Origin of the sequence: Rhodococcus baikonurensis (assembly GCF_040489275.1) — a bacterium.
Classification (GTDB): Bacteria; Actinomycetota; Actinomycetes; order Mycobacteriales; family Mycobacteriaceae; genus Rhodococcus_F; species Rhodococcus_F baikonurensis.
The window spans coordinates 362,973-380,269 of the sequence record NZ_JBEUOQ010000002.1; the positions used below are offsets into that span (position 1 = coordinate 362,973).

The 17,297-nt window shown below is 61.9% G+C and carries 20 protein-coding genes and 1 tRNA gene; 16 read left to right on the forward strand and 5 right to left on the reverse strand.

The window, feature by feature from the left end; genetic code table 11:
- Positions 1-45 precede the first annotated feature (45 nt).
- The 8 genes from ABWI03_RS05925 to ABWI03_RS05960 all read left to right on the forward strand — a co-directional run bounded on the left by ABWI03_RS05925 (position 46) and on the right by ABWI03_RS05960 (position 7,037).
- Positions 46-957, forward strand: a complete 912-nt coding sequence (locus ABWI03_RS05925; protein ID WP_019744725.1) for a UTP--glucose-1-phosphate uridylyltransferase — start codon at positions 46-48, stop codon at positions 955-957.
- Positions 958-1,082: 125 nt separating this feature from the next.
- A complete protein-coding gene (gene glp / locus ABWI03_RS05930) occupies positions 1,083-2,342 on the forward strand; it encodes a molybdotransferase-like divisome protein Glp (protein WP_003946353.1) in 1,260 nt (419 codons plus the stop codon).
- Positions 2,343-2,363: 21 nt separating this feature from the next.
- On the forward strand, positions 2,364-2,999 hold the full coding sequence (locus ABWI03_RS05935) for a GNAT family N-acetyltransferase (protein WP_298777505.1): 636 nt from the start codon (positions 2,364-2,366) through the stop codon (positions 2,997-2,999).
- Between the two features lie 267 nt (positions 3,000-3,266).
- Positions 3,267-4,001, forward strand: coding sequence for a divisome protein SepX/GlpR (gene sepX / locus ABWI03_RS05940; protein WP_095971057.1), 735 nt, complete (start codon positions 3,267-3,269; stop codon positions 3,999-4,001).
- A 113-nt stretch (positions 4,002-4,114) separates the two neighbouring features.
- Positions 4,115-4,190, forward strand: a tRNA-Ala gene (locus ABWI03_RS05945).
- A gap of 274 nt (positions 4,191-4,464) precedes the next feature.
- The gene (locus tag ABWI03_RS05950; RefSeq protein ID WP_353798752.1) at positions 4,465-5,535 is read left to right on the forward strand and encodes a hypothetical protein; all 1,071 of its coding nucleotides are present in this window, start codon (positions 4,465-4,467) and stop codon (positions 5,533-5,535) included.
- 3 nt (positions 5,536-5,538) lie between these two features.
- Entirely contained in the window at positions 5,539-6,039 is a 501-nt protein-coding gene (locus tag ABWI03_RS05955) for an ImmA/IrrE family metallo-endopeptidase (RefSeq protein ID WP_003946241.1), read from the forward strand.
- Positions 6,036-7,037 (forward strand): hypothetical protein, encoded by a 1,002-nt coding sequence (locus ABWI03_RS05960; RefSeq protein ID WP_166813905.1) that lies wholly within the window; start codon positions 6,036-6,038, stop codon positions 7,035-7,037. Before ABWI03_RS05955 ends, ABWI03_RS05960 begins: the two co-directional genes overlap by 4 nt.
- A gap of 78 nt (positions 7,038-7,115) precedes the next feature.
- On the opposite strand, the gene ABWI03_RS05965 is transcribed toward ABWI03_RS05960, so the two are convergent.
- Positions 7,116-7,532, reverse strand: a complete 417-nt coding sequence (locus tag ABWI03_RS05965; RefSeq protein ID WP_003946231.1) for a helix-turn-helix domain-containing protein — start codon at positions 7,530-7,532, stop codon at positions 7,116-7,118.
- A gap of 479 nt (positions 7,533-8,011) precedes the next feature.
- On the opposite strand from ABWI03_RS05965, the gene ABWI03_RS05970 reads away from it, so the two are divergent.
- From ABWI03_RS05970 to ABWI03_RS05980, 3 genes are all read left to right on the forward strand, one after another.
- Complete coding sequence (locus ABWI03_RS05970; protein ID WP_166813907.1) at positions 8,012-8,167, forward strand: hypothetical protein; 156 nt, start codon at positions 8,012-8,014, stop codon at positions 8,165-8,167.
- Positions 8,168-8,310: 143 nt separating this feature from the next.
- Complete coding sequence (locus tag ABWI03_RS05975) at positions 8,311-9,156, forward strand: SDR family oxidoreductase (protein WP_095971051.1); 846 nt, start codon at positions 8,311-8,313, stop codon at positions 9,154-9,156.
- Positions 9,157-9,204: 48 nt separating this feature from the next.
- Positions 9,205-9,687 (forward strand): DUF2505 domain-containing protein, encoded by a 483-nt coding sequence (locus tag ABWI03_RS05980; protein WP_095971050.1) that lies wholly within the window; start codon positions 9,205-9,207, stop codon positions 9,685-9,687.
- On the opposite strand, the gene soxR is transcribed toward ABWI03_RS05980, so the two are convergent.
- Together soxR and ABWI03_RS05990 are read right to left on the reverse strand one after the other, a co-directional pair.
- Positions 9,673-10,152 carry a redox-sensitive transcriptional activator SoxR gene (gene soxR, locus ABWI03_RS05985; RefSeq protein ID WP_095971049.1) on the reverse strand — a complete coding sequence of 160 codons (480 nt, stop codon included), beginning with the start codon at positions 10,150-10,152 and terminating at the stop codon, positions 9,673-9,675. The genes ABWI03_RS05980 and soxR overlap by 15 nt on opposite strands.
- A 5-nt stretch (positions 10,153-10,157) precedes the next feature.
- Positions 10,158-10,646: a heme-binding beta-barrel domain-containing protein gene (locus ABWI03_RS05990; protein ID WP_095971048.1), complete on the reverse strand. Its 489-nt coding sequence runs from the start codon at positions 10,644-10,646 to the stop codon at positions 10,158-10,160.
- Positions 10,647-10,745: 99 nt separating this feature from the next.
- On the opposite strand from ABWI03_RS05990, the gene arcA reads away from it, so the two are divergent.
- On the forward strand, positions 10,746-11,963 hold the full coding sequence (arcA, locus tag ABWI03_RS05995; RefSeq protein ID WP_095971047.1) for an arginine deiminase: 1,218 nt from the start codon (positions 10,746-10,748) through the stop codon (positions 11,961-11,963).
- 13 nt (positions 11,964-11,976) lie between these two features.
- On the opposite strand, the gene arsC is transcribed toward arcA, so the two are convergent.
- The gene (arsC, locus tag ABWI03_RS06000; RefSeq protein ID WP_003946209.1) at positions 11,977-12,330 is read right to left on the reverse strand and encodes an arsenate reductase (glutaredoxin); all 354 of its coding nucleotides are present in this window, start codon (positions 12,328-12,330) and stop codon (positions 11,977-11,979) included.
- A gap of 94 nt (positions 12,331-12,424) precedes the next feature.
- Between arsC and ABWI03_RS06005 the strand changes: the two genes are divergently transcribed.
- From ABWI03_RS06005 to ABWI03_RS06020, 4 genes are all read left to right on the forward strand, one after another.
- On the forward strand, positions 12,425-13,108 hold the full coding sequence (locus ABWI03_RS06005) for an SDR family oxidoreductase (protein WP_298777671.1): 684 nt from the start codon (positions 12,425-12,427) through the stop codon (positions 13,106-13,108).
- Between the two features lie 25 nt (positions 13,109-13,133).
- A complete protein-coding gene (locus tag ABWI03_RS06010; RefSeq protein ID WP_095971283.1) occupies positions 13,134-13,493 on the forward strand; it encodes a GntR family transcriptional regulator in 360 nt (119 codons plus the stop codon).
- 48 nt (positions 13,494-13,541) lie between these two features.
- Positions 13,542-13,973 carry a DoxX family protein gene (locus tag ABWI03_RS06015; RefSeq protein WP_095971046.1) on the forward strand — a complete coding sequence of 144 codons (432 nt, stop codon included), beginning with the start codon at positions 13,542-13,544 and terminating at the stop codon, positions 13,971-13,973.
- 84 nt (positions 13,974-14,057) lie between these two features.
- Complete coding sequence (locus ABWI03_RS06020; RefSeq protein ID WP_095971045.1) at positions 14,058-15,692, forward strand: BCCT family transporter; 1,635 nt, start codon at positions 14,058-14,060, stop codon at positions 15,690-15,692.
- A 54-nt stretch (positions 15,693-15,746) separates the two neighbouring features.
- Here the strand turns inward: ABWI03_RS06020 and ABWI03_RS06025 are convergent, their stop codons facing one another.
- Positions 15,747-17,255 (reverse strand): dolichyl-phosphate-mannose--protein mannosyltransferase, encoded by a 1,509-nt coding sequence (locus tag ABWI03_RS06025; RefSeq protein ID WP_378375547.1) that lies wholly within the window; start codon positions 17,253-17,255, stop codon positions 15,747-15,749.
- Positions 17,256-17,297 lie beyond the last annotated feature (42 nt).

Below are 17,297 nucleotides of genomic sequence, written 5' to 3' on the forward strand. Positions count from 1 at the left end.
CGTCGTGCTGACCGAGCGGTAACAAGCGGCGGCTAAGGTGTTGGCATGACAGACGTTGTCGCTAGCAGCACGAGGGCCTTCCGTACGGCCGTGGTTCCCGCAGCCGGACTTGGTACTCGTTTCCTGCCTGCCACCAAGACGGTTCCGAAAGAATTGCTGCCGGTCGTGGACACACCGGGCATCGAACTGGTGGCAGGTGAAGCCGCGGACTCGGGAGCCGAGCGGCTCGTCATCGTGACGTCCCCCGGCAAAGACGGGGTGGTTGCACACTTCGTCGAGGACCTCGTGCTCGAAAGCAAGCTGGAAGCAAGCGGAAAACTTGCTGCCCTGGCAAAGGTGCGCAAAGCGCCGGGTTTGCTCGAAGTTGATTCCGTCATTCAGGAACAGCCCCTCGGGCTCGGGCATGCAGTCGGTTGCGTCGAGTCGGTTCTCGACGACGACGAAGATGCCATCGCCGTCCTTCTGCCCGATGATCTCGTACTGCCGCGTGGTGTCCTGGAGATCATGGCGCGAGTTCGGGCCAAGCGCGGCGGGTCCGTTCTCTGTGCAATCGACGTCCCCAAAGACGCAGTCAGCGCCTACGGCGTGTTCGACGTCGAGATCGTTCCCGACGCGGTCAACCCCGACGTGCTCAAGGTCGTCGGCATGGTCGAGAAGCCGGCTGTGGAAGACGCGCCGTCGACCTTTGCCGCTGCGGGTCGCTATCTACTCGATCGTGCGATCTTCGACGCACTTCGTCGCATCAAGCCGGGAGCCGGCGGTGAGTTGCAACTCACCGACGCCATCGCTCTCCTGATTTCCGAGGGGCATCCCGTTCACGTGGTGGTGCACCGCGGAACGCGTCATGACCTGGGCAACCCTGGTGGGTACCTCCGCGCTTCGGTTGACCTGGCACTCGACAGTGACGACTACGGCCCGTCCTTGCGCAAGTGGCTCGCGGATCGACTCGACCGCTGAGCGTGTCGCCACGGTGGTTGATCGCCCAATAACGCAGTATCAATGTGCTTGTCCCTTTTCGAAGGCAAGGCATCATGAGCTGACGGATATCACCGAATTTCGAGACACAGGAGGACGCGGACCAGATGCGGTCGGTTGAGGAGCAGCAGACCAGGGTTACCGCTGCTGCAGTGGCACCCCGTCCGGTTCGGGTCGCCATCTCGGAAGCGCAGGGACTGCTGTGTGCCGAGGAAGTGGTGACCGAACGCCCATTGCCGGGATTCGATCAAGCTGCCATCGACGGTTACGCGGTTCGCAGTGTCGATGTCGCCGGCGCTGGAGCCGACCTCCGAGGCGAGGACGGCGAGCCTACGGACCTCAGCTTGCCGGTGGTCGGCGAGGTGACGGCGGGCTCACGCCAACCGATCCGGCTGCAACCGCGTCAGGCCGTCCGAGTCGACACCGGCGCGCCGTTGCCCACACTCGCCGACGCAGTTCTTCCGCTCGAGAACACCGACGGTGGTCGCGCTCGTGTCCGGATCTTCGAGCCGGTGCGTTCGGGCGATTACGTTCGTCGTGCAGGCGACGACGTCCAGCCGGGCGACGTGGCCGTTCGGGCAGGCACCATCATCGGAGCCGCACAGGTCGGTTTGCTTGCCGCGGTCGGTCGCGACAAAGTGCTCGTCCACCCGCGTCCCCGGCTTTCCGTCATCAGCGTCGGTGGAGAACTCGTCGACGTGGATCGCACGCCGGGGCCTGGTCAGGTCTACGACGTGAATTCGTATGCTCTCGCAGCCGCCGCTCGCGATGCCGGCGCCGACGTCAACCGCGTGGGAATCGCGGGCAACGACTCGCGCCGTCTCCGCGAAGTAGTCGAGGGGCAGCTGATTCGCTCCGAAATCGTCGTCATCGCCGGTGCCGTGGGCGGCGGAGCGTCCGACGAAGTCCGTGAGGCACTTGCCGATCTGGGGACACTCGAAGTCGAGCGTGTAGCCATGCATCCGGGATCAGTGCAGGGCTTCGGCAAGCTGGGAAGAGACGAGGTTCCGACCTTTCTCCTACCGTCCAACCCGGTCAGTGCACTGGTGGTATTCGAAGTCATGGTTCGACCGTTGATCAGAATCGCGCTGGGACGCCGCCAACCGATGCGGCGAGTGGTGAAGGCGCGCACGGTCGGAACGATCACGTCGATTGCCGATCGCAAGGGTTTCCTGCGTGGTCAGCTGATGCGTGACGAAGCGACGGGGGAGTACCTGGTGCAGGCCCTCGGCGGTGCGCCCGGTGCGTCCTCACATCTCCTCGCGACCTTGGCGGAAGCCAATTGTTTGGTTCTTGTCGATCGAGACGTCACCGAAGTGCACATCGGTGAAGAAGTCGACGTAGCTTTTCTCGCCCAACGTGGGTAACGCCGACCCGAGTGGGGTGTGATGTCAGTCCATCCAGGATGGCCGGACGATCTCGGCCCGCTGCGAGTGCCCGCTGGAGTCGTGACCGTCCGCCCCGTCAAGCTTCGTGACGCTGCGGTGTGGAGTCGACTCCGCATACGCGATCGTGAGCACCTCGAGCCGTGGGAGCCCACCGGAGAGTCGCCCTGGGATGCGCGTCATCACATCACCGTCTGGCCGTCTCTGTGCGGAAATCTTCGCTCCGAAGCGCGTAAGGGCAGGATCCTTCCGTTGGTCATCGAACTGGACGGGAAGTACTGCGGGCAGGTCACCATCGGAAATGTCGTGCGCGGCGCTCTGCGGTCCGCCTGGGTGGGCTATTGGGTCGCCTCGCACGTCACCGGCGGTGGCGTTGCCACAGCGGCCGTTGCGCTCACGCTCGATCACGCGTTCTCGAAGGTCGGTCTGCATCGAGTCGAGGCAACAGTTCGCCCCGAGAACGCGTCGAGTCGCGCAGTCCTGCGCAATGTGGGGTTCCGGGAGGAAGGTCTCCTCAAGCGCTATCTCGATGTCGACGGCCAATGGCGCGACCATCTTCTGGTCGGAATGACCATCGAGGAAGTACCCACCACCGTTGTCGACAGATTGGTGCGGTCCGGACGCGCTTCGTGGGTGTGACGAAGACGGCGCAAGTAGCGTGGGAAACGCGAGCTAAACGGCAGTTACCGCTGAGTAGTCCTACTTTTGGTCGGCAAATTGTGATTTTTGATTCAACTAGAACTTGAGACTTTTGGGACTGAACCGGAAGTTCAGTTCGGTACGCGTGTGACACATGAGTATGGTGGGGTTCGGCGCGTCGGCAACGATGCGAGGGCGTCGGCCGTTAACCTTGACTCGTCAACGGCTGGCATAGGTGCTGGTAGGTGATCGGGAGGAGGCCGCGGCATGCCTAGCTCATTCGTGTGGATCGGGCTGGTGGCCGTGTGGCTGTTCGTCCTGGTGCCGATGCTCGTCAACAAGCGCCCCAGGATCCGGCAGACGAGTGACGCGGCGCTCGCGACTCGAGTACTCCACCGCGGCGACAGCAACCCTGTTCAGCGCGGACCGGCAGCAGGACACCGAAGCGATCCGAACTGGCAACCAGAACCAGTGCGCAGCAGCTACGACGCGGAGGACCAGATGGACACTCACGCAGAAGACGACTACGCCGGCGGTCGTGCACCGGTCGGAGAATTTGTTCCCGTACGACGCGGACGAGGCGGGTTCGACCCCGAAGCGGATGCCATCGCCCGGGAGGCGCGGTACGCCTTCCGACAGCGGACATTGCTGGGGCTTGCCTTCGTCGCGATTCTCTCGGGCGCTCTCGCATTGATCATCTCGCCGATGGTGTGGTGGTTGTTTGCGCTGACCGTGTGCGGTCTCGGCGGGTACATGGCGTACTTGCGTCGGCAGGTTCGGATCGAGCAGGAGATTCGCCGTCGTCGTACCGAACGCCTCAACCGATCGCGACTCGGAGTCGAATCGCACACCGACGAAGAGCTGCGCCTGATTCCCGCGCGACTGCGCCGACCAGGAGCGGTTGTCCTCGAGGTCGACGACGAAGATCCGGTGTTCGATCACTTGGATCACTACGAAGAAGAGGTCAGGCACACCGAGATGCGTCGCGCATCCGGACAGTGATCGACCGAGGATCTTCTGGGCCGATCTTGTAGGGCCGAAAGTTCGTGTCGGGTGATTCCAACGGGAGTATTCGCTCCTGTTAGAGTTGCCGAGCACCGCTCAGGCGGTGGCACGGGGCTGTGGCGCAGTTGGTAGCGCGCTTCGTTCGCATCGAAGAGGTCAGGGGTTCGATTCCCCTCAGCTCCACCAAGAAGTACCAGCGCAAAGGGTCTTTCAACGAAAGTTGAACGACCCTTTCCTGCATTTTCAGAGCCTGCCCGAATTGTGAAGATTCAGCTCGAGTGTGCGCCGTTTCATACGATTGCGACCGCTGATCCGGACCGTTGAGCTTCCAAGTGAGGGATGATCCTTGGGCGGATACATGTTTGCCGGAAATGTAACGAGGGTGTGTCCGGTGCGATAGGCACGGTGAGTCTGCCGCAGTTTTCCGCAGGTCGGACGTATGTGTCGGGGAGGAATGTCGATGAGCCAGCCACGACGGCTAGCGATGATGCTTGTTGCTGTGATGTGCCTGATGGGTATCGGCGTCCTTGCCGTGTCGGTTTTCCCGGCCATCGTCGCCGCCCAGCCCGGTGGCAACAACGGCAATGGAAACAACGGCAACGGAAACGGTAATTACGGCCACGGCAACAACGGCAACAACGGCAACAACGGTGGCGGTAACAACGGCAACGGCAATTACGGCGGCAACAACAACGGCAACTACGGCTGGCATTGTCACCACCACAACTGCGGGACGACGGTAGTGCCGACCACGACGACGACTGAGCCGACGACGACTGAGCCCACGACGACGACTGAGCCCACGACGACTGAGCCCACGACGACGACTGAGCCCACGACGACGACTGAGCCCACGACGACGACTGAGCCCACGACGACGACTGAGCCGACGACGACCGAGCCGACCACGACGACTGAGCCCACCACGACGACGACTGAGGCGACCACGACGACTGAGCCCTCGGCGAACCCTTCGGTGTCGCACCGTCCGAGCAGCAGTGTCTCACCGGCGACCAATGCAACCTCGCCGGCCGAGAGTCCTTCGAGCGAAGCGCCCTCCGAGTCGAAGACCTCTCAGACGCAGTCCCCTTCCGAGTCGCAGGAGAGCTCAGAGGAGTCTTCGGCGGTAGCAGTTCCACCGGCGGGGCCGTCCGATCCGCAAGGGCCGTCGGCCGGCGGCGAAGCACCGGCACCGTCTGCTGGTGGACCGGCGAACGCAGCACCGGGCGCAGTCGCAGCGCCTTCCGCGCCCGAGGTTCTGGCCGCACCGGCACCCGTAGCTCCCCAGGCACCGTCGAACGCGCCGAACATTGCGAGTCCGAGTGAGAACCCGCAGGCATTCCCGACGGCGTTCACTCAAGGGCTTCCACCGATTCTCAATGCTGCCGCCGTCGCCGGTGGTGTGGGCGGCATGGCAGTTGTAGCGGCCGGTGCGGGAGCTATGACTTTCCGTGGAGCTTCGCTGCAGAAGGCGCGATTGGCTGCAGCGCGTGCCGAATTCCTGGCACCCGGATCACAGGGAGGTGCGTGAGTCGTGCCGGACAGACGTTCACATCGCCGCGTTCTGGCTGCGGTGGATGCTGTATGTGACGCAGCAGCGTCGTCGGAGGCTGTGTCACTGCTGACAGTGGTGCAGACAGTCGCCCGCGAGCGTGGTCGCCCGATCGAGATCGATCTGGAAACCCCGCTCGCCACCGGAGTGTGCGGTCAGCGCCGGGCCTACGACGATCACGACGTCATCGTTTTGGCCCCCGGGTTGCCCAATGTCGAGCGGACTCTGGCACATGAGTTGGGGCACATAGTTTTTCGTCACGAGGGTGCCGAGATTGCCGAGGCAACGCTCGAGGTCAGTGACGATTTGATCGCGTACATGCTGAGTCAACGTTCTCTGCGGCGCAATGAACCCGTACCGATGGATGACATCGCGGAGTGGGAAGCCGAGACGTTCGCGTCGATGTTGATCATGCGTCTGCGAACGATGAGTGGCCGTGGAACACCGCTGTCGGTATTGCGGTACGACGAGGCGATCGGATGATCTTTTGGGCTGTGGCCCTTCTCGTCTGGGTTGCAGCCGGTGCGAGATTGGGTCGAGTTGTCGCGCGCACCGCGACGCCTCTGCGGATGTCGATGGTCTTCGCAGGCTTCTCGGTCGCATTGTCCTCGACGGTCATGGTTCCGGCGGTGTGGGACATCGTCGATCGCATTGCGCCGGAGCAACATGCCGCAGCGATGATCGTCATCGTCTTGTGGACCGCGTTGTCTGCGGCCAGCGCAGTCGGCGCCGTGTCCGCTTGGCCGGTGATGTCGCGTCCAGCCATGCGCGGTCTCGCCACGGTGCTGTACTCGGTGGGGTTGCTGGTGGCGATCGCGGTGCTCTTCGGTTACCCGGCGCCGGCGCTCATCTTTATCATCGTTGCACTGTCCCTTGTCATTTCGACGGGGTTACGGCACGTCGCGTGGGCACCATTGGGGCGTGGAATCGCGTTGATCGTGACCGGTTCGTCGATCCTGCTCGTCGTGGTCGTCGTGATGCTGGTCGAATCGATCGGTGGCACCGGCGCACTCGAATCGGATATCTGGACGGGCGCAGGAGTGTGGTTCATCGCTGCGTCGAGTGTTCTGATAGCGCTGGGCATCACGTGGGTGCTTCTCGAGACCTGGGTACGTGCGCGACGTGATCTGTACCGTCTGCGGCGGATGCACGCGCTTCTCGTCAAGCGATTCCCCGAGGTAGTCGACGCGGACAGTGCCGGGAGTACGTCCGTGCTGCGGGCATCTGACATGATCGCTCAGATCATGGATGCGATGTACATCCAGTCCGGCGCCGGGATGTTCGACGTCGGTGGACAGGAACCGCCGCGGGCGGTCACTGCACACGCGGGGATATTGGCTGGGTGGATCGCTGATCCCTTGGCCTCGGATGTGTTGGACACCAGGTGGATCGCGCCACCGGAGAAGATGTCGGCGCGCCGATGGGTGTTGTTGTTGGCGAAAGAACTCGATGAAACGACAAAAGTAGGTCGACGTTCATAGTCGACCTACTCCATGTCATTTCAGTACTTCCGGTCAATGCAGTGCTTCAGGTCAATGCAGAGCTTCAGCACATTCGCATCAGCGCGACGCGTCAGGCGGAACCTCTGGCAAACCTTCACTCGCGCGGAGCTTTTCAGCCATCGTGGTGAGTAGATTCTGCGATTCTTCCGAGAGGTCGAATGCACGGCTCGAGAGGCGGCGAAGACCATAGCCTTGGAGCTGCGAGAGCAGTTCCAGGTCGTGATCGATCTTGGCTGCGTAGATGTCGTTGAAGAAGTAGTCGGGCTTCACCTTGAAGAACCGGGCGAACGCCGCGACTGTCTCGTCGGAGGGGTTGGTGCGCTGTCCCGAGCGGAGCTGCGAGATGTACGGCTTGGAGATCTGATGGCCGTCTTCGATGAGCGCTGCCGCAACCTCGGCATTGGTGTGGGGTTTGCGCCCCGGAGGATGAACACTGTCGAACAGTTTGTTCAATCGTTCTGCAAAGTCAGCCATTGTGAACCGCCCCGTAATCCTCTCTAGCTAGCAATTGTCCGTTCAGTGAATCCTACGGTATCACGCGGATAACCGATCGGTAGCTCACCGTAGTCTGTTTAGTGGACTAGTTGTCAAATGTGTCCGAGATTCGATTCGTCCGGCCAATGAGTGCTCAGCTATGTCTCAGCGCACATTGAGTTTCCGCCGCGCGGAAATGCGCAGCTACGACTGCGCTATTCGAACCTTCCAGTACTTGGCCAATGTGCCCAATATCAAACCTTTTACCTGTTTTGGCGATATTAGCTATGCGTTAGCCTGGTTTTCCGCGACTATTTCGATTGAAAAACTGCAGTTCAAGCGAGGTTTGAGGGATTAGGGCCGCAATCGGGGCCGCTGTTTACGGTGTCGCGCGGATCACCTGCGAGTTGAACCTTGAACGGTTTGCCGGATTCCAATCTGTGCTAGCTAAACCCTGCGAGCAGGCGCAGAATTGTGACATGAAACACACGATGAGCGATGATGAATTGCGCCGCGCAATCCGTGAAATTCAGGATCGAGCCCACGACGCGCGCAAGCGTGGGGACGATGTAGCGGCGGAAGAACTCGACCGTACGGTCAGGGGTTATCAAGAGCAGATGATGCAGCGTCTGTAGTGCTCGCTGCGGTCGTCTCCACGCAAGGTTTGCAGAGTGCGGCCGCACCCCTTCGGCCGTCTTGCGTGTTTCGGGGCGGTCACACCGCGCGTGCGTAGACTTTCCCGCATGTCCACAGTACGAGTGCGGGGGAGTGTTCATCCATGTCTGTAAGGTCGCTCGACGGCAAGAAATGCCTGATCACCGGCGCTGGTAGTGGAATAGGACGCGCAACTGCGCTCCGTGCATCCGAGGCCGGCGCCGAATTGTTTCTCACCGATATCAACAACCTCGGATTGGAAGAGACAGTCGCGATGGTCGGCGCCGCCGGCGGCACGGTCAGCATGGCGAAGGCGCTCGATATCTCGGACTACGACGAGGTCGTGAAATTCGGTACCGAGATTCACACTCAATTCTCTCCGATGGATGTCGTCATGAATATCGCCGGCATTTCGGCGTGGGGAACTATCGAGAACCTCGAACACCGGCACTGGAAGTCCATGGTGGACGTCAACCTGATGGGGCCGATCCACGTCATGGAGACGTTTGTTCCGCCCATGATTCGTGCCGGCAAGGGTGGGCACCTGGTCAATGTGTCTTCGGCCGCCGGGCTCCTGGCCCTGCCGTGGCATGCCGCCTACAGTGCGAGCAAGTTCGGCCTTCGCGGTGTCTCCGAAGTGCTGCGATTCGATCTGAAGCGGCACGGAATCGGCGTCAGTCTGGTTGTGCCGGGTGGCGTGAAGACGCCATTGGTGGGAACAGTGGAAATTGCGGGTATCGACCGAGGCGACCCGCGGGTCGAAAAGCTCACGCATCGATTCGAGAAGCGTGCGGTTTCGCCGGAGAAGGTGGCGTCGTGCATTCTGCGGGGAATCGAGAAGAACACGTATCTCGTATATACGTCCAATGACATCCGATTCGGATACTGGTGGGCGCGTAAATTCGCACCGCCATACGAGTTCGTGATGCAAAAAGCGAACGACCAGTTCAGTAAATTGCTCAAGCGATGAGCGTTAACTCCGCCGGGACTTTTATCTAGTCGAATAGGGACCAAAGTCATGCCGAAGAGTTTTCACTTCGATATCGAATTCAAATATCCCATCGACGACGTTCATCGAACTCTGACGGACCCGCGTTATTGGGAAGTCCGACTTGGAGACCTCTATGCCACCTCGGACATCGACGTTGCAGACGGGTCGATTCAAGTATCGGTGTCCGAGGAAATCGACTCCGCGTCCCTCCCGAGCCTGGTCGCCAAGGTTGCGCCGAGTCGACTCGGTCTGACACGGGTCGACCACTGGGGACCCCTGTCTGACGGGAAGGCAGCTGGGTCGGTCACCGGAATCGCGCACGGACTGCCGATACGAATCGAGACGACGCTCGACCTCACAGCCGCCGAGTCCCGCACGCGACTGGCCGTCGACGGAACGGCCGAAGTGAAGATGCCGATTATCGGTGGTCAGATCGAGAAGTTGCTGAAGAAGACCGTTGAGGACTTGCTGGGGCGCGATCGAGATGCCGTCGAGTCATTTCTCGCCTGAATCGGCGCCGAAATCGACCTCCAGCACGCGCGCACCGGGGCCGGCGGCCGCGAGTTGATCGTGAGGGTTGGCCAGTGAGCACCCCTCCAGTGAGAGACACCCGCAGCCGATGCAACCGGTGAGGTTGTCTCGCAGACGTTCCAGTTGCTCGATACGGAGATCGAGGTGGCGCCGCCATCCGGTCGACAACCTCTCCCAATCTGCACGGTTCGGGGTGCGGCCCTCAGGAAGTGTGCCGAGGGCTTCCCGGATTTCCGACAACGGAATCCCGACGCGCTGCGAGATTCTGATGAAGGCGACGCGTCGAAGCGTGTCTCGTTGGTATCGACGCTGGTTACCGCTGGTCCGGCGACTGACGATGAGGCCTTCCCGTTCGTAGAAATGCAGGGCCGAGACGGCGACACCGCTGCGCTCGGAGAGCTGACCGGGAGTCAATTCCTTGGCTTTCCACGAAGGCATCTCCATGGCGACTACCGGTCCGTGGCCCGGTGAAGGGTGGCGTGGAGGTGATGCGTCAGCGGGGTGTCACCGTGCGCCATCCACAAGTCGTACGTCAGCGTGTCGCCCTGGACCCGCATGACCCGCCGGACGTCGTGGACCGGTTTGGCGTCGGGTGATGCTGCGAGCGTGTGACGGGTCAAGGCGAGAGTGCCTTCGGAGTCGACGGTTCCGCGATGGATCTCGACAAATCCGGTGGGTTGACTGACGAGCAGTTCGAGCTCGCCACCCGGTGTCGGGCGTAGGTAACCCGATTCCATGTGAAGCGGTCGGCCGTCGGGGAGCCCACGAGTGCGCGACGAGTAGGTGACGAACGGTTTCGGAGTCGGAGCGAACTCGATCTCCTCGGAATATTCGAAGTCGTCGATCGTGGGGAAATGTCCGGCTCCAGCGCCGACCCAGCGTCCGGTGAACCGGTCGATTCCGGCGCCGCTCAGCGCCGCCTGATCCGTACTGCCCATTTGGTGGTCCTCTCGCCTGCGTCGGACAAGACGTTACGCGGGCCGGTACGGCAGCTGCTCCTCCCTGCTGGGTGGGGCCCACGGGATTAGTGTTCAGTCATGAACGCTTCTGGCTCCGTCCCCCTCGGTGTCGATTCCGAGGTGGGCCGATTGCGATCGGTCATTCTTCATCGTCCTGGCGACGAGCTGAAACGGTTGACCCCACGCAACAACGACGAGTTGCTTTTCGACGCGTTGCCGTGGGTGGACCGTGCGCAGGAAGAACACGATCAGTTCGCGACCGTCCTTCGTGAGCGCGGCGTCGAGGTCCTGCTGTTGTCCGATCTCCTCACCGAAGCGCTCGAGGTCAGCGGCGCTGCGCGGATCCAGGGGATCGCGGCCGCCGTCGACGCACGCAAGATCGGGCACGCGCTCGGGCAACACCTGGCTGCGTACCTGCGAAAGGTGGAGCCGAAGGAGTTGTCGTCGATCCTCACCGCGGGAATGACGTTCGACGAGCTGCCGATCGATGCCGACTCGACCTCGTTGGTACGCAGGATGCATCACGGCGGTGACTTCGTGATCGACCCCCTGCCCAATCTGCTCTTCACGCGAGACTCGTCGTTTTGGGTGGGACCACGGGTGATCATCACGTCCTTGGCGTTGTCGGCGCGAGCTCGCGAATCCTCGATCACGGATCTCGTGTACGCGCATCACCCTCGATTCAAGGGCGTGCGCCGCGCGTACGAGTCGCACACGGCTCCGGTCGAGGGAGGCGACGTGCTGCTTCTCGCATCAGGGGTGATCGCAATCGGTGTCGGTGAACGGACGTCGCCCGCTGGAGCAGAAGCGTTGGCGCGTAGCGTGTTCGACGATGGTCTCGCCCATACGGTGCTGGTCGTTCCGATCGAACAACGCCGAGCGTCGATGCATCTCGACACGGTCTGCACCATGGTCGAGGCCGACGCAGTCGTCATGTATCCGGCCATCCAGGACACGTTGTCGGCGTTCACCCTGCGCAAGGAAGACGACGGGGTGAGTATTCGCGGGGCCACGCCGTTCCTCGAAGCGGCAGCCGACGCCATGGGAATCGGAAAACTTCGTGTGATCGACACCGGACTCGACACGGTGACGGCCGAGCGTGAGCAGTGGGACGACGGGAACAACACGTTGGCCGTCGAACCTGGCGTCGTGGTTGCTTACGAGCGCAACGTCGAAACGAATGCCAGGCTCGAGGCCTCGGGTATCGAGGTCTTGCGAATCGCGGGTTCGGAACTGGGGTCCGGCCGTGGTGGACCTCGGTGTATGTCCTGCCCGATCGCCCGCGATCCGCTGTAAGCCGTCGACGCTGTCAGAGAATTTCTTCCACCTTGGCTGCCGGACGCGCGAGCACGGTGCCCTTGTCCGTGACCACGAACGGGCGTTCGATCAGAATCGGGTGCTCGATCATCGCGTCGAGGATTTCGGATTCGGAAGCATCGGCGAGTCCGAGTTCCTTGTACTGCGTTTCGCGCTTGCGAACCGCTTGGCTGGGCTCGAGGCCGGCGTCGGCGAGGAGTTTTTCCAGCTCGGATCGGGTAGGCGGAGTATCGAGGTACTTCACAATGGTGGGTTCGATGCCCGCGTCCCGGATGAGCCCGAGAACAGTTCGCGAGGTGTTGCACCGTTGATTGTGGAAGATGGTTGCAGATGCCATGTCCGTCATTCTGCCTCTGAGTCCGAACTCGTGGGACAAACAGGGGAACAACGGACACCTCCGGCGCGCTGCACTTGAAGTACCGATTTGTGAGGAGAAAACGATGACGGAACATCGCAGTGTGGACGAACGACGCGTGGTCATTGCCGGTGGGCACGGCAAGATTGCGCAGCACCTGACGTACTTGCTGGCAGGGCACGGTGATCGGCCGGTAGCGCTGATCCGTAATTCCGCGCACGAGGGTGCCGTCCGCACACTCGGCGCGTTCCCCGTGGTGATCGATCTGGAATCGTCCACGGTCGAGGAAGTTGCGAAGGTACTCGACGGTGCCGACGTCGCGGTCTTCGCCGCAGGTGCCGGACCTGGTAGCTCGATCGAGCGCAAGGACTCCGTCGACCGGGCCGCGGCGGTGCTGTTGGCCGATGCTGCCGAGAAAGCCGGAGTGCGTCGGTTCATCCAGATCAGCGCCATGGGTGCTGGTGACGAAATACCAGAGAACACCGACGAGGTTTTTGCCGCCTATCTACGAGCGAAGACTGCAGCGGAGGAAGATCTCAAGACTAGGACTTCGCTGGACTGGACGATTCTTCGGCCAGGGCTTCTGACGGACGACGATCCCACCGGTGAAGTCCTTCTGGCCGAGCCGCCCGTCGATCGAGGCTCGGTGCCTCGTGCCGATGTCGCCGCGGTGGTCGAAGCGCTCACCGATGCCCCGTCCAGTGTCGGCAAGATATTGGTTCTGACCTCCGGCCCGCATACGATCCGCGAAGCGATCGAGGGCCTGTGACCGAGAAGATACGACGAGGGTGACGATGAAGATCGCGATCGACCACGATTCCTCCACAGCTCCGTACGACCAACTGCGGCAACAGATTATCGAGCAGGTGCACGGCGGTGGGTTGATCGCGGGAACCAAGATTCCGACGGTGCGTGCGTTGGCGTCGGAGCTGGGATTGGCGGCAAATACCGTCGCGAAGGCTTATCGCGCGCTCAGCGATCAGGGCGTCATCGAGACACGAGGCAAGCAAGGGACATTCATCGCTTCGGGGACTGATCCGGTGCAGGCGCAGGCAGAACAGGCGGCGACCGCGTTCGCGCATAACGTGCGCTCGCTCGGGTACTCCGACAGTGAGATCGTCGCCATGGTGGAGTCGGCATTGAGAGGTGCGTGACACAATGATTAAGTTGACGCTTCAACTTAAAGCTGTCAGTCTTGGCTCATGAATTCGTCGATTGCTCGTGACCTCGGACTCCTCATCGCCCGTGTCGGCCTCGGGATCATCTTCATCGCCCACGGTTGGCAGAAGTTCTTCACCTACAAGATCGCTGGAACGCAGGCTGCATTCGAAGGGATGGGCGCCCCGCTCCCCAAGATTTCGGCAGTTCTGGCGGCATCGATCGAACTCGGCGGCGGCATCCTGCTCATCGCAGGTCTGCTGACCCCGCTCGTCGGAGCCCTGCTGTTCCTCGACATGGTCGGCGCGTTCTTCATCGTGCACGCGGACAAGGGTGTCTTCATCGACAACGGCGGCTACGAACTCGTCGTCGCACTCGGTGTCGGATCGCTCTTGATCGCCGTGATGGGCGCAGGACGCATCAGTATCGACGGATTGATCGGCAAGGGCAACGGTTGGGTTAAAACCCCAGCTTGATTGGGGTGAGAAGGCGGGCTCAACGGACGTTGAGCCCGCCTTCCGGCTTGCTTTTGGCCCACAAAGTGACGAACGTAGTCATCTATGGTGACGAAATCTGATCGATCCGAACAAGATTCCGGGGCCAACGAAGAGCGCCCGGAGACGGGCTTTACTCGGGTAGGCGTTCGGACCGACTACGTGGTGTTTTCCGTCGCGGCTGCAGCCGTGTCGGCAATCGTCGTATGGGGTCTCGTAGCTCCCGACAACCTCGATTCGGTAACCGGAAGTGTTCTCAACTGGCTGGTGACCAACATCGGCTGGCTCTTCGTGCTTGCGGCTTCGGCCTTCGTGCTGTTCTCCATCTACCTTGCCGTCAGTCGATTCGGCGACATTCCGCTGGGCAAAGACGGCGAGAAGCCCGAGTTCCGCACCGTCAGCTGGATCGCCATGATGTTCAGCGCCGGCATGGGTATCGGCCTGATGTTCTTCGGTGTCGCGGAACCGCTGGCGCACTACGTGACTCCGCCTCCCGGCACCGACGGTGGCGTCGGAACTGCCATGGCCACCACCATGTTTCACTGGGGTCTTCATCCTTGGGCGATGTATGCCGTTGTGGGCCTTGCCATTGCGTACGGGTCGTATCGCCGAGGACGCAAGCAACTGTTCAGTTCGGCCTTCATCCCCTTGCTCGGTCGCAAAGCCGAAGGGCCGATCGGCAAGGTCATCGACATCCTGGCGATCTTTGCCACACTTTTCGGTACCGCAGCATCTTTGGGGCTCGGCGCACTTCAGATCGGCTCCGGTTTCGAGGTAGTCGGCTGGATGGAAGAAGCCGGTGTATTCCTGCTCGTGGCCATCGTTGCGGTACTGACCCTGGCGTTCGTCGCGTCGGCAGTTTCCGGTGTGGCCAAGGGAATTCAGTGGTTGTCCAACATCAACATGGTGCTCGCGCTGATCTTGGCCCTGTTCGTGTTCGTTCTCGGGCCGACCGTGCTGATTCTCAATCTGCTCCCGACGACCATCGGTGCTTACGTTTCCGACCTTGCCCAGATGTCCGCTCGCACGGGTGCATCGTCGAATCCTGAAACGGGCGCGTGGCTTTCGTCGTGGACGATCTTCTACTGGGCATGGTGGGTGTCCTGGACGCCGTTCGTCGGCATGTTCCTGGCGCGCATCAGCCGCGGCCGCACGATCCGCCAGTTCATCGTCGGCGTCATCGCCGTTCCCACGACTGTCAGCTTGCTCTGGTTCGCGATCTTCGGAGGCGCGGGTATCGGCGAGGAACGCGACGGAATCGGCTTGTCCGGCCGAGGCTCGGAAGAGGCTCAACTGTTCGGCATGCTCGACAATCTGCCGCTTGCCGGTGTCACGACCGTCCTGGTCATGCTGCTCGTCGCGGTATTCTTCGTCTCCGGCGCCGACGCTGCGTCGATGGTGATGGGGACGCTCTCACAACGCGGAACGCTCGAACCGAGTCGCTGGGTCGTGGTCTTCTGGGGCATGTTGACCGGTGGCGTCGCAGCACTTCTGCTCTGGACCGGTGGTTCCGAAGCGCTCGACGGCTTGCAGACGATGACGATCATCGCGGCGGCGCCGTTCGTGCTGGTCATGATCGGCCTGTGCTTCTCGCTGTACAAGGATCTTTCGCACGACCCGATCATCGTTGCGGCGAAGGAACAGAAACGTGCCCTCTTACGCCCGCGGCGGGGGCGCCGCGTCGGCAAACCGGCGGAGTAATCGTGAAACGAAGGAGGCACCGAACCCGGTTCGGTGCCTCCTTCGTTTGTCCCCCTATTTCCAGCTCGGCAACCACAAATGGTTCTGCCACGATTCGGGCGTGATCGGCATGGCTGTGAGTATCGGCCAGAGGTAGACGAAGTTGGCTACGACCAGACCGATGTACAGACTGACTGCAAGAAGTCCGGTGGTACGACGCTCGACGGACGCGCTCGCCTTGCCCAGAACGTCGCCGAGGACCAGCGCGAATCCCATGACCATGAACGGGGCGAGCGCAACGGCGTAGAAGTAGTACATCTGGCGGTCGAGCGTCGCGAACCACGGAAGGTAAGCGGCGCCGTAACCCGTCAGGACCACTGCGTATCGCCAGTCACGGCGCACGAACGTCTGCCAGATCGCCCACGCCAACATCGGTAGCGCCAGCCACCACATTGCCGGTGTGCCGATCAGCATGACTGCCTTGACGCAGCTGGCGGCCCCGCAACCGGTGACCTGCTCGCCGTCGGCATAGTAATAGAGCATCGGTCGTAGCCCCATCGGCCACGTCCACGGTTTCGACTCCCACGGGTGGTGGTTTCCGGCGGAGTTGGTCAGACCGGCATGGAACTGCAGAACATTTCCGCTGTAGTACCAGAGTGAGCGCAGCGCAGACGGGATGAAACTCCACGTACCGCCCTCACCGATCTCGTTGCCGACGGCATGACGGTCGACGCCGGTCTCGCTGGTGAACCAGGCCCAGTAGCTCGCGAGGTACACACCCAGCGGAATGATCACCAGCGCATACAGAGCTGGACCGATGTCGCGAACGGCGGTGCCGACCCAGGGGCGCTGAACACGGTATGCGCGGCGCGCCGACAGGTCGAAGGCAACACTGAGCAACCCGAAGAAGAGAATGAAGTACATGCCGGACCACTTGGTTCCGCAGGCCAGGCCGAGCAGAATGCCGGCGCCGAACCTCCACCACCGGAAACCCAGCCGTGGACCCCAGGCGGAATCGCCGATGCGGCCCTCGTCGTACACCTTCGCCATTCGTTCGCGGACTTGGTCGCGATCGACCACCAGGCATCCGAGCGCCGCAAGGACGAAGAATGCCAGAAAGATGTCGAGCATCCCGAGGCGTGAGGAGACGAAGGTGACGCCGTCCACGATGAGCAGGATTCCGGCAATGGCGCCGATGAGCGTCGACCGCGTCATGCGGCGCACGATGCGGATGATCAGCAAGACCATCAGCGTTCCGACCAGGGCCGACGAGAAGCGCCACCCCCAACCGTTGTAACCGAAGAGTGCTTCGCCGATCGCGATCATCTGCTTGCCGATCGGCGGGTGGACCACCAACCCGTAACCGGGATTGTCTTCGATGCCGCCGCCGGTGAGGACCTGCCAACCCTGCGGAACGTAGTGCTTCTCGTCGAAGACCGGTGTGCCGGCGTCGGTCGGGTAGGCGAGCATCGTGAAGCGGGTGATCGCTGCGACGGCGGTGATGAAAGCGGTGACGATCCAGCCGCGCAATCTGTCTGTCGGGCCGAAATCAGGATCCGGTACCAGCGGGCCGGGACTACGCACTACCCGATCGCTCGTGGCGGGCGTTGGCCGCTCGTCCGTCTG

Coding starts and splice junctions, on each gene's coding strand:
- ABWI03_RS05925 (WP_019744725.1), top strand. CDS start 46: ATGACAGACGTTGTCGCTAGCAGCACGAGGGCCTTCCGTACGGCCGTG.
- glp (WP_003946353.1), top strand. CDS start 1,083: ATGCGGTCGGTTGAGGAGCAGCAGACCAGGGTTACCGCTGCTGCAGTG.
- ABWI03_RS05935 (WP_298777505.1), top strand. CDS start 2,364: ATGTCAGTCCATCCAGGATGGCCGGACGATCTCGGCCCGCTGCGAGTG.
- sepX (WP_095971057.1), top strand. CDS start 3,267: ATGCCTAGCTCATTCGTGTGGATCGGGCTGGTGGCCGTGTGGCTGTTC.
- ABWI03_RS05950 (WP_353798752.1), top strand. CDS start 4,465: ATGAGCCAGCCACGACGGCTAGCGATGATGCTTGTTGCTGTGATGTGC.
- ABWI03_RS05960 (WP_166813905.1), top strand. CDS start 6,036: ATGATCTTTTGGGCTGTGGCCCTTCTCGTCTGGGTTGCAGCCGGTGCG.
- ABWI03_RS05965 (WP_003946231.1), bottom strand. CDS start 7,532: ATGGCTGACTTTGCAGAACGATTGAACAAACTGTTCGACAGTGTTCAT.
- ABWI03_RS05970 (WP_166813907.1), top strand. CDS start 8,012: ATGAAACACACGATGAGCGATGATGAATTGCGCCGCGCAATCCGTGAA.
- ABWI03_RS05975 (WP_095971051.1), top strand. CDS start 8,311: ATGTCTGTAAGGTCGCTCGACGGCAAGAAATGCCTGATCACCGGCGCT.
- ABWI03_RS05980 (WP_095971050.1), top strand. CDS start 9,205: ATGCCGAAGAGTTTTCACTTCGATATCGAATTCAAATATCCCATCGAC.
- soxR (WP_095971049.1), bottom strand. CDS start 10,152: ATGGAGATGCCTTCGTGGAAAGCCAAGGAATTGACTCCCGGTCAGCTC.
- ABWI03_RS05990 (WP_095971048.1), bottom strand. CDS start 10,646: ATGGGCAGTACGGATCAGGCGGCGCTGAGCGGCGCCGGAATCGACCGG.
- arcA (WP_095971047.1), top strand. CDS start 10,746: ATGAACGCTTCTGGCTCCGTCCCCCTCGGTGTCGATTCCGAGGTGGGC.
- arsC (WP_003946209.1), bottom strand. CDS start 12,330: ATGACGGACATGGCATCTGCAACCATCTTCCACAATCAACGGTGCAAC.
- ABWI03_RS06005 (WP_298777671.1), top strand. CDS start 12,425: ATGACGGAACATCGCAGTGTGGACGAACGACGCGTGGTCATTGCCGGT.
- ABWI03_RS06010 (WP_095971283.1), top strand. CDS start 13,134: ATGAAGATCGCGATCGACCACGATTCCTCCACAGCTCCGTACGACCAA.
- ABWI03_RS06015 (WP_095971046.1), top strand. CDS start 13,542: ATGAATTCGTCGATTGCTCGTGACCTCGGACTCCTCATCGCCCGTGTC.
- ABWI03_RS06020 (WP_095971045.1), top strand. CDS start 14,058: ATGGTGACGAAATCTGATCGATCCGAACAAGATTCCGGGGCCAACGAA.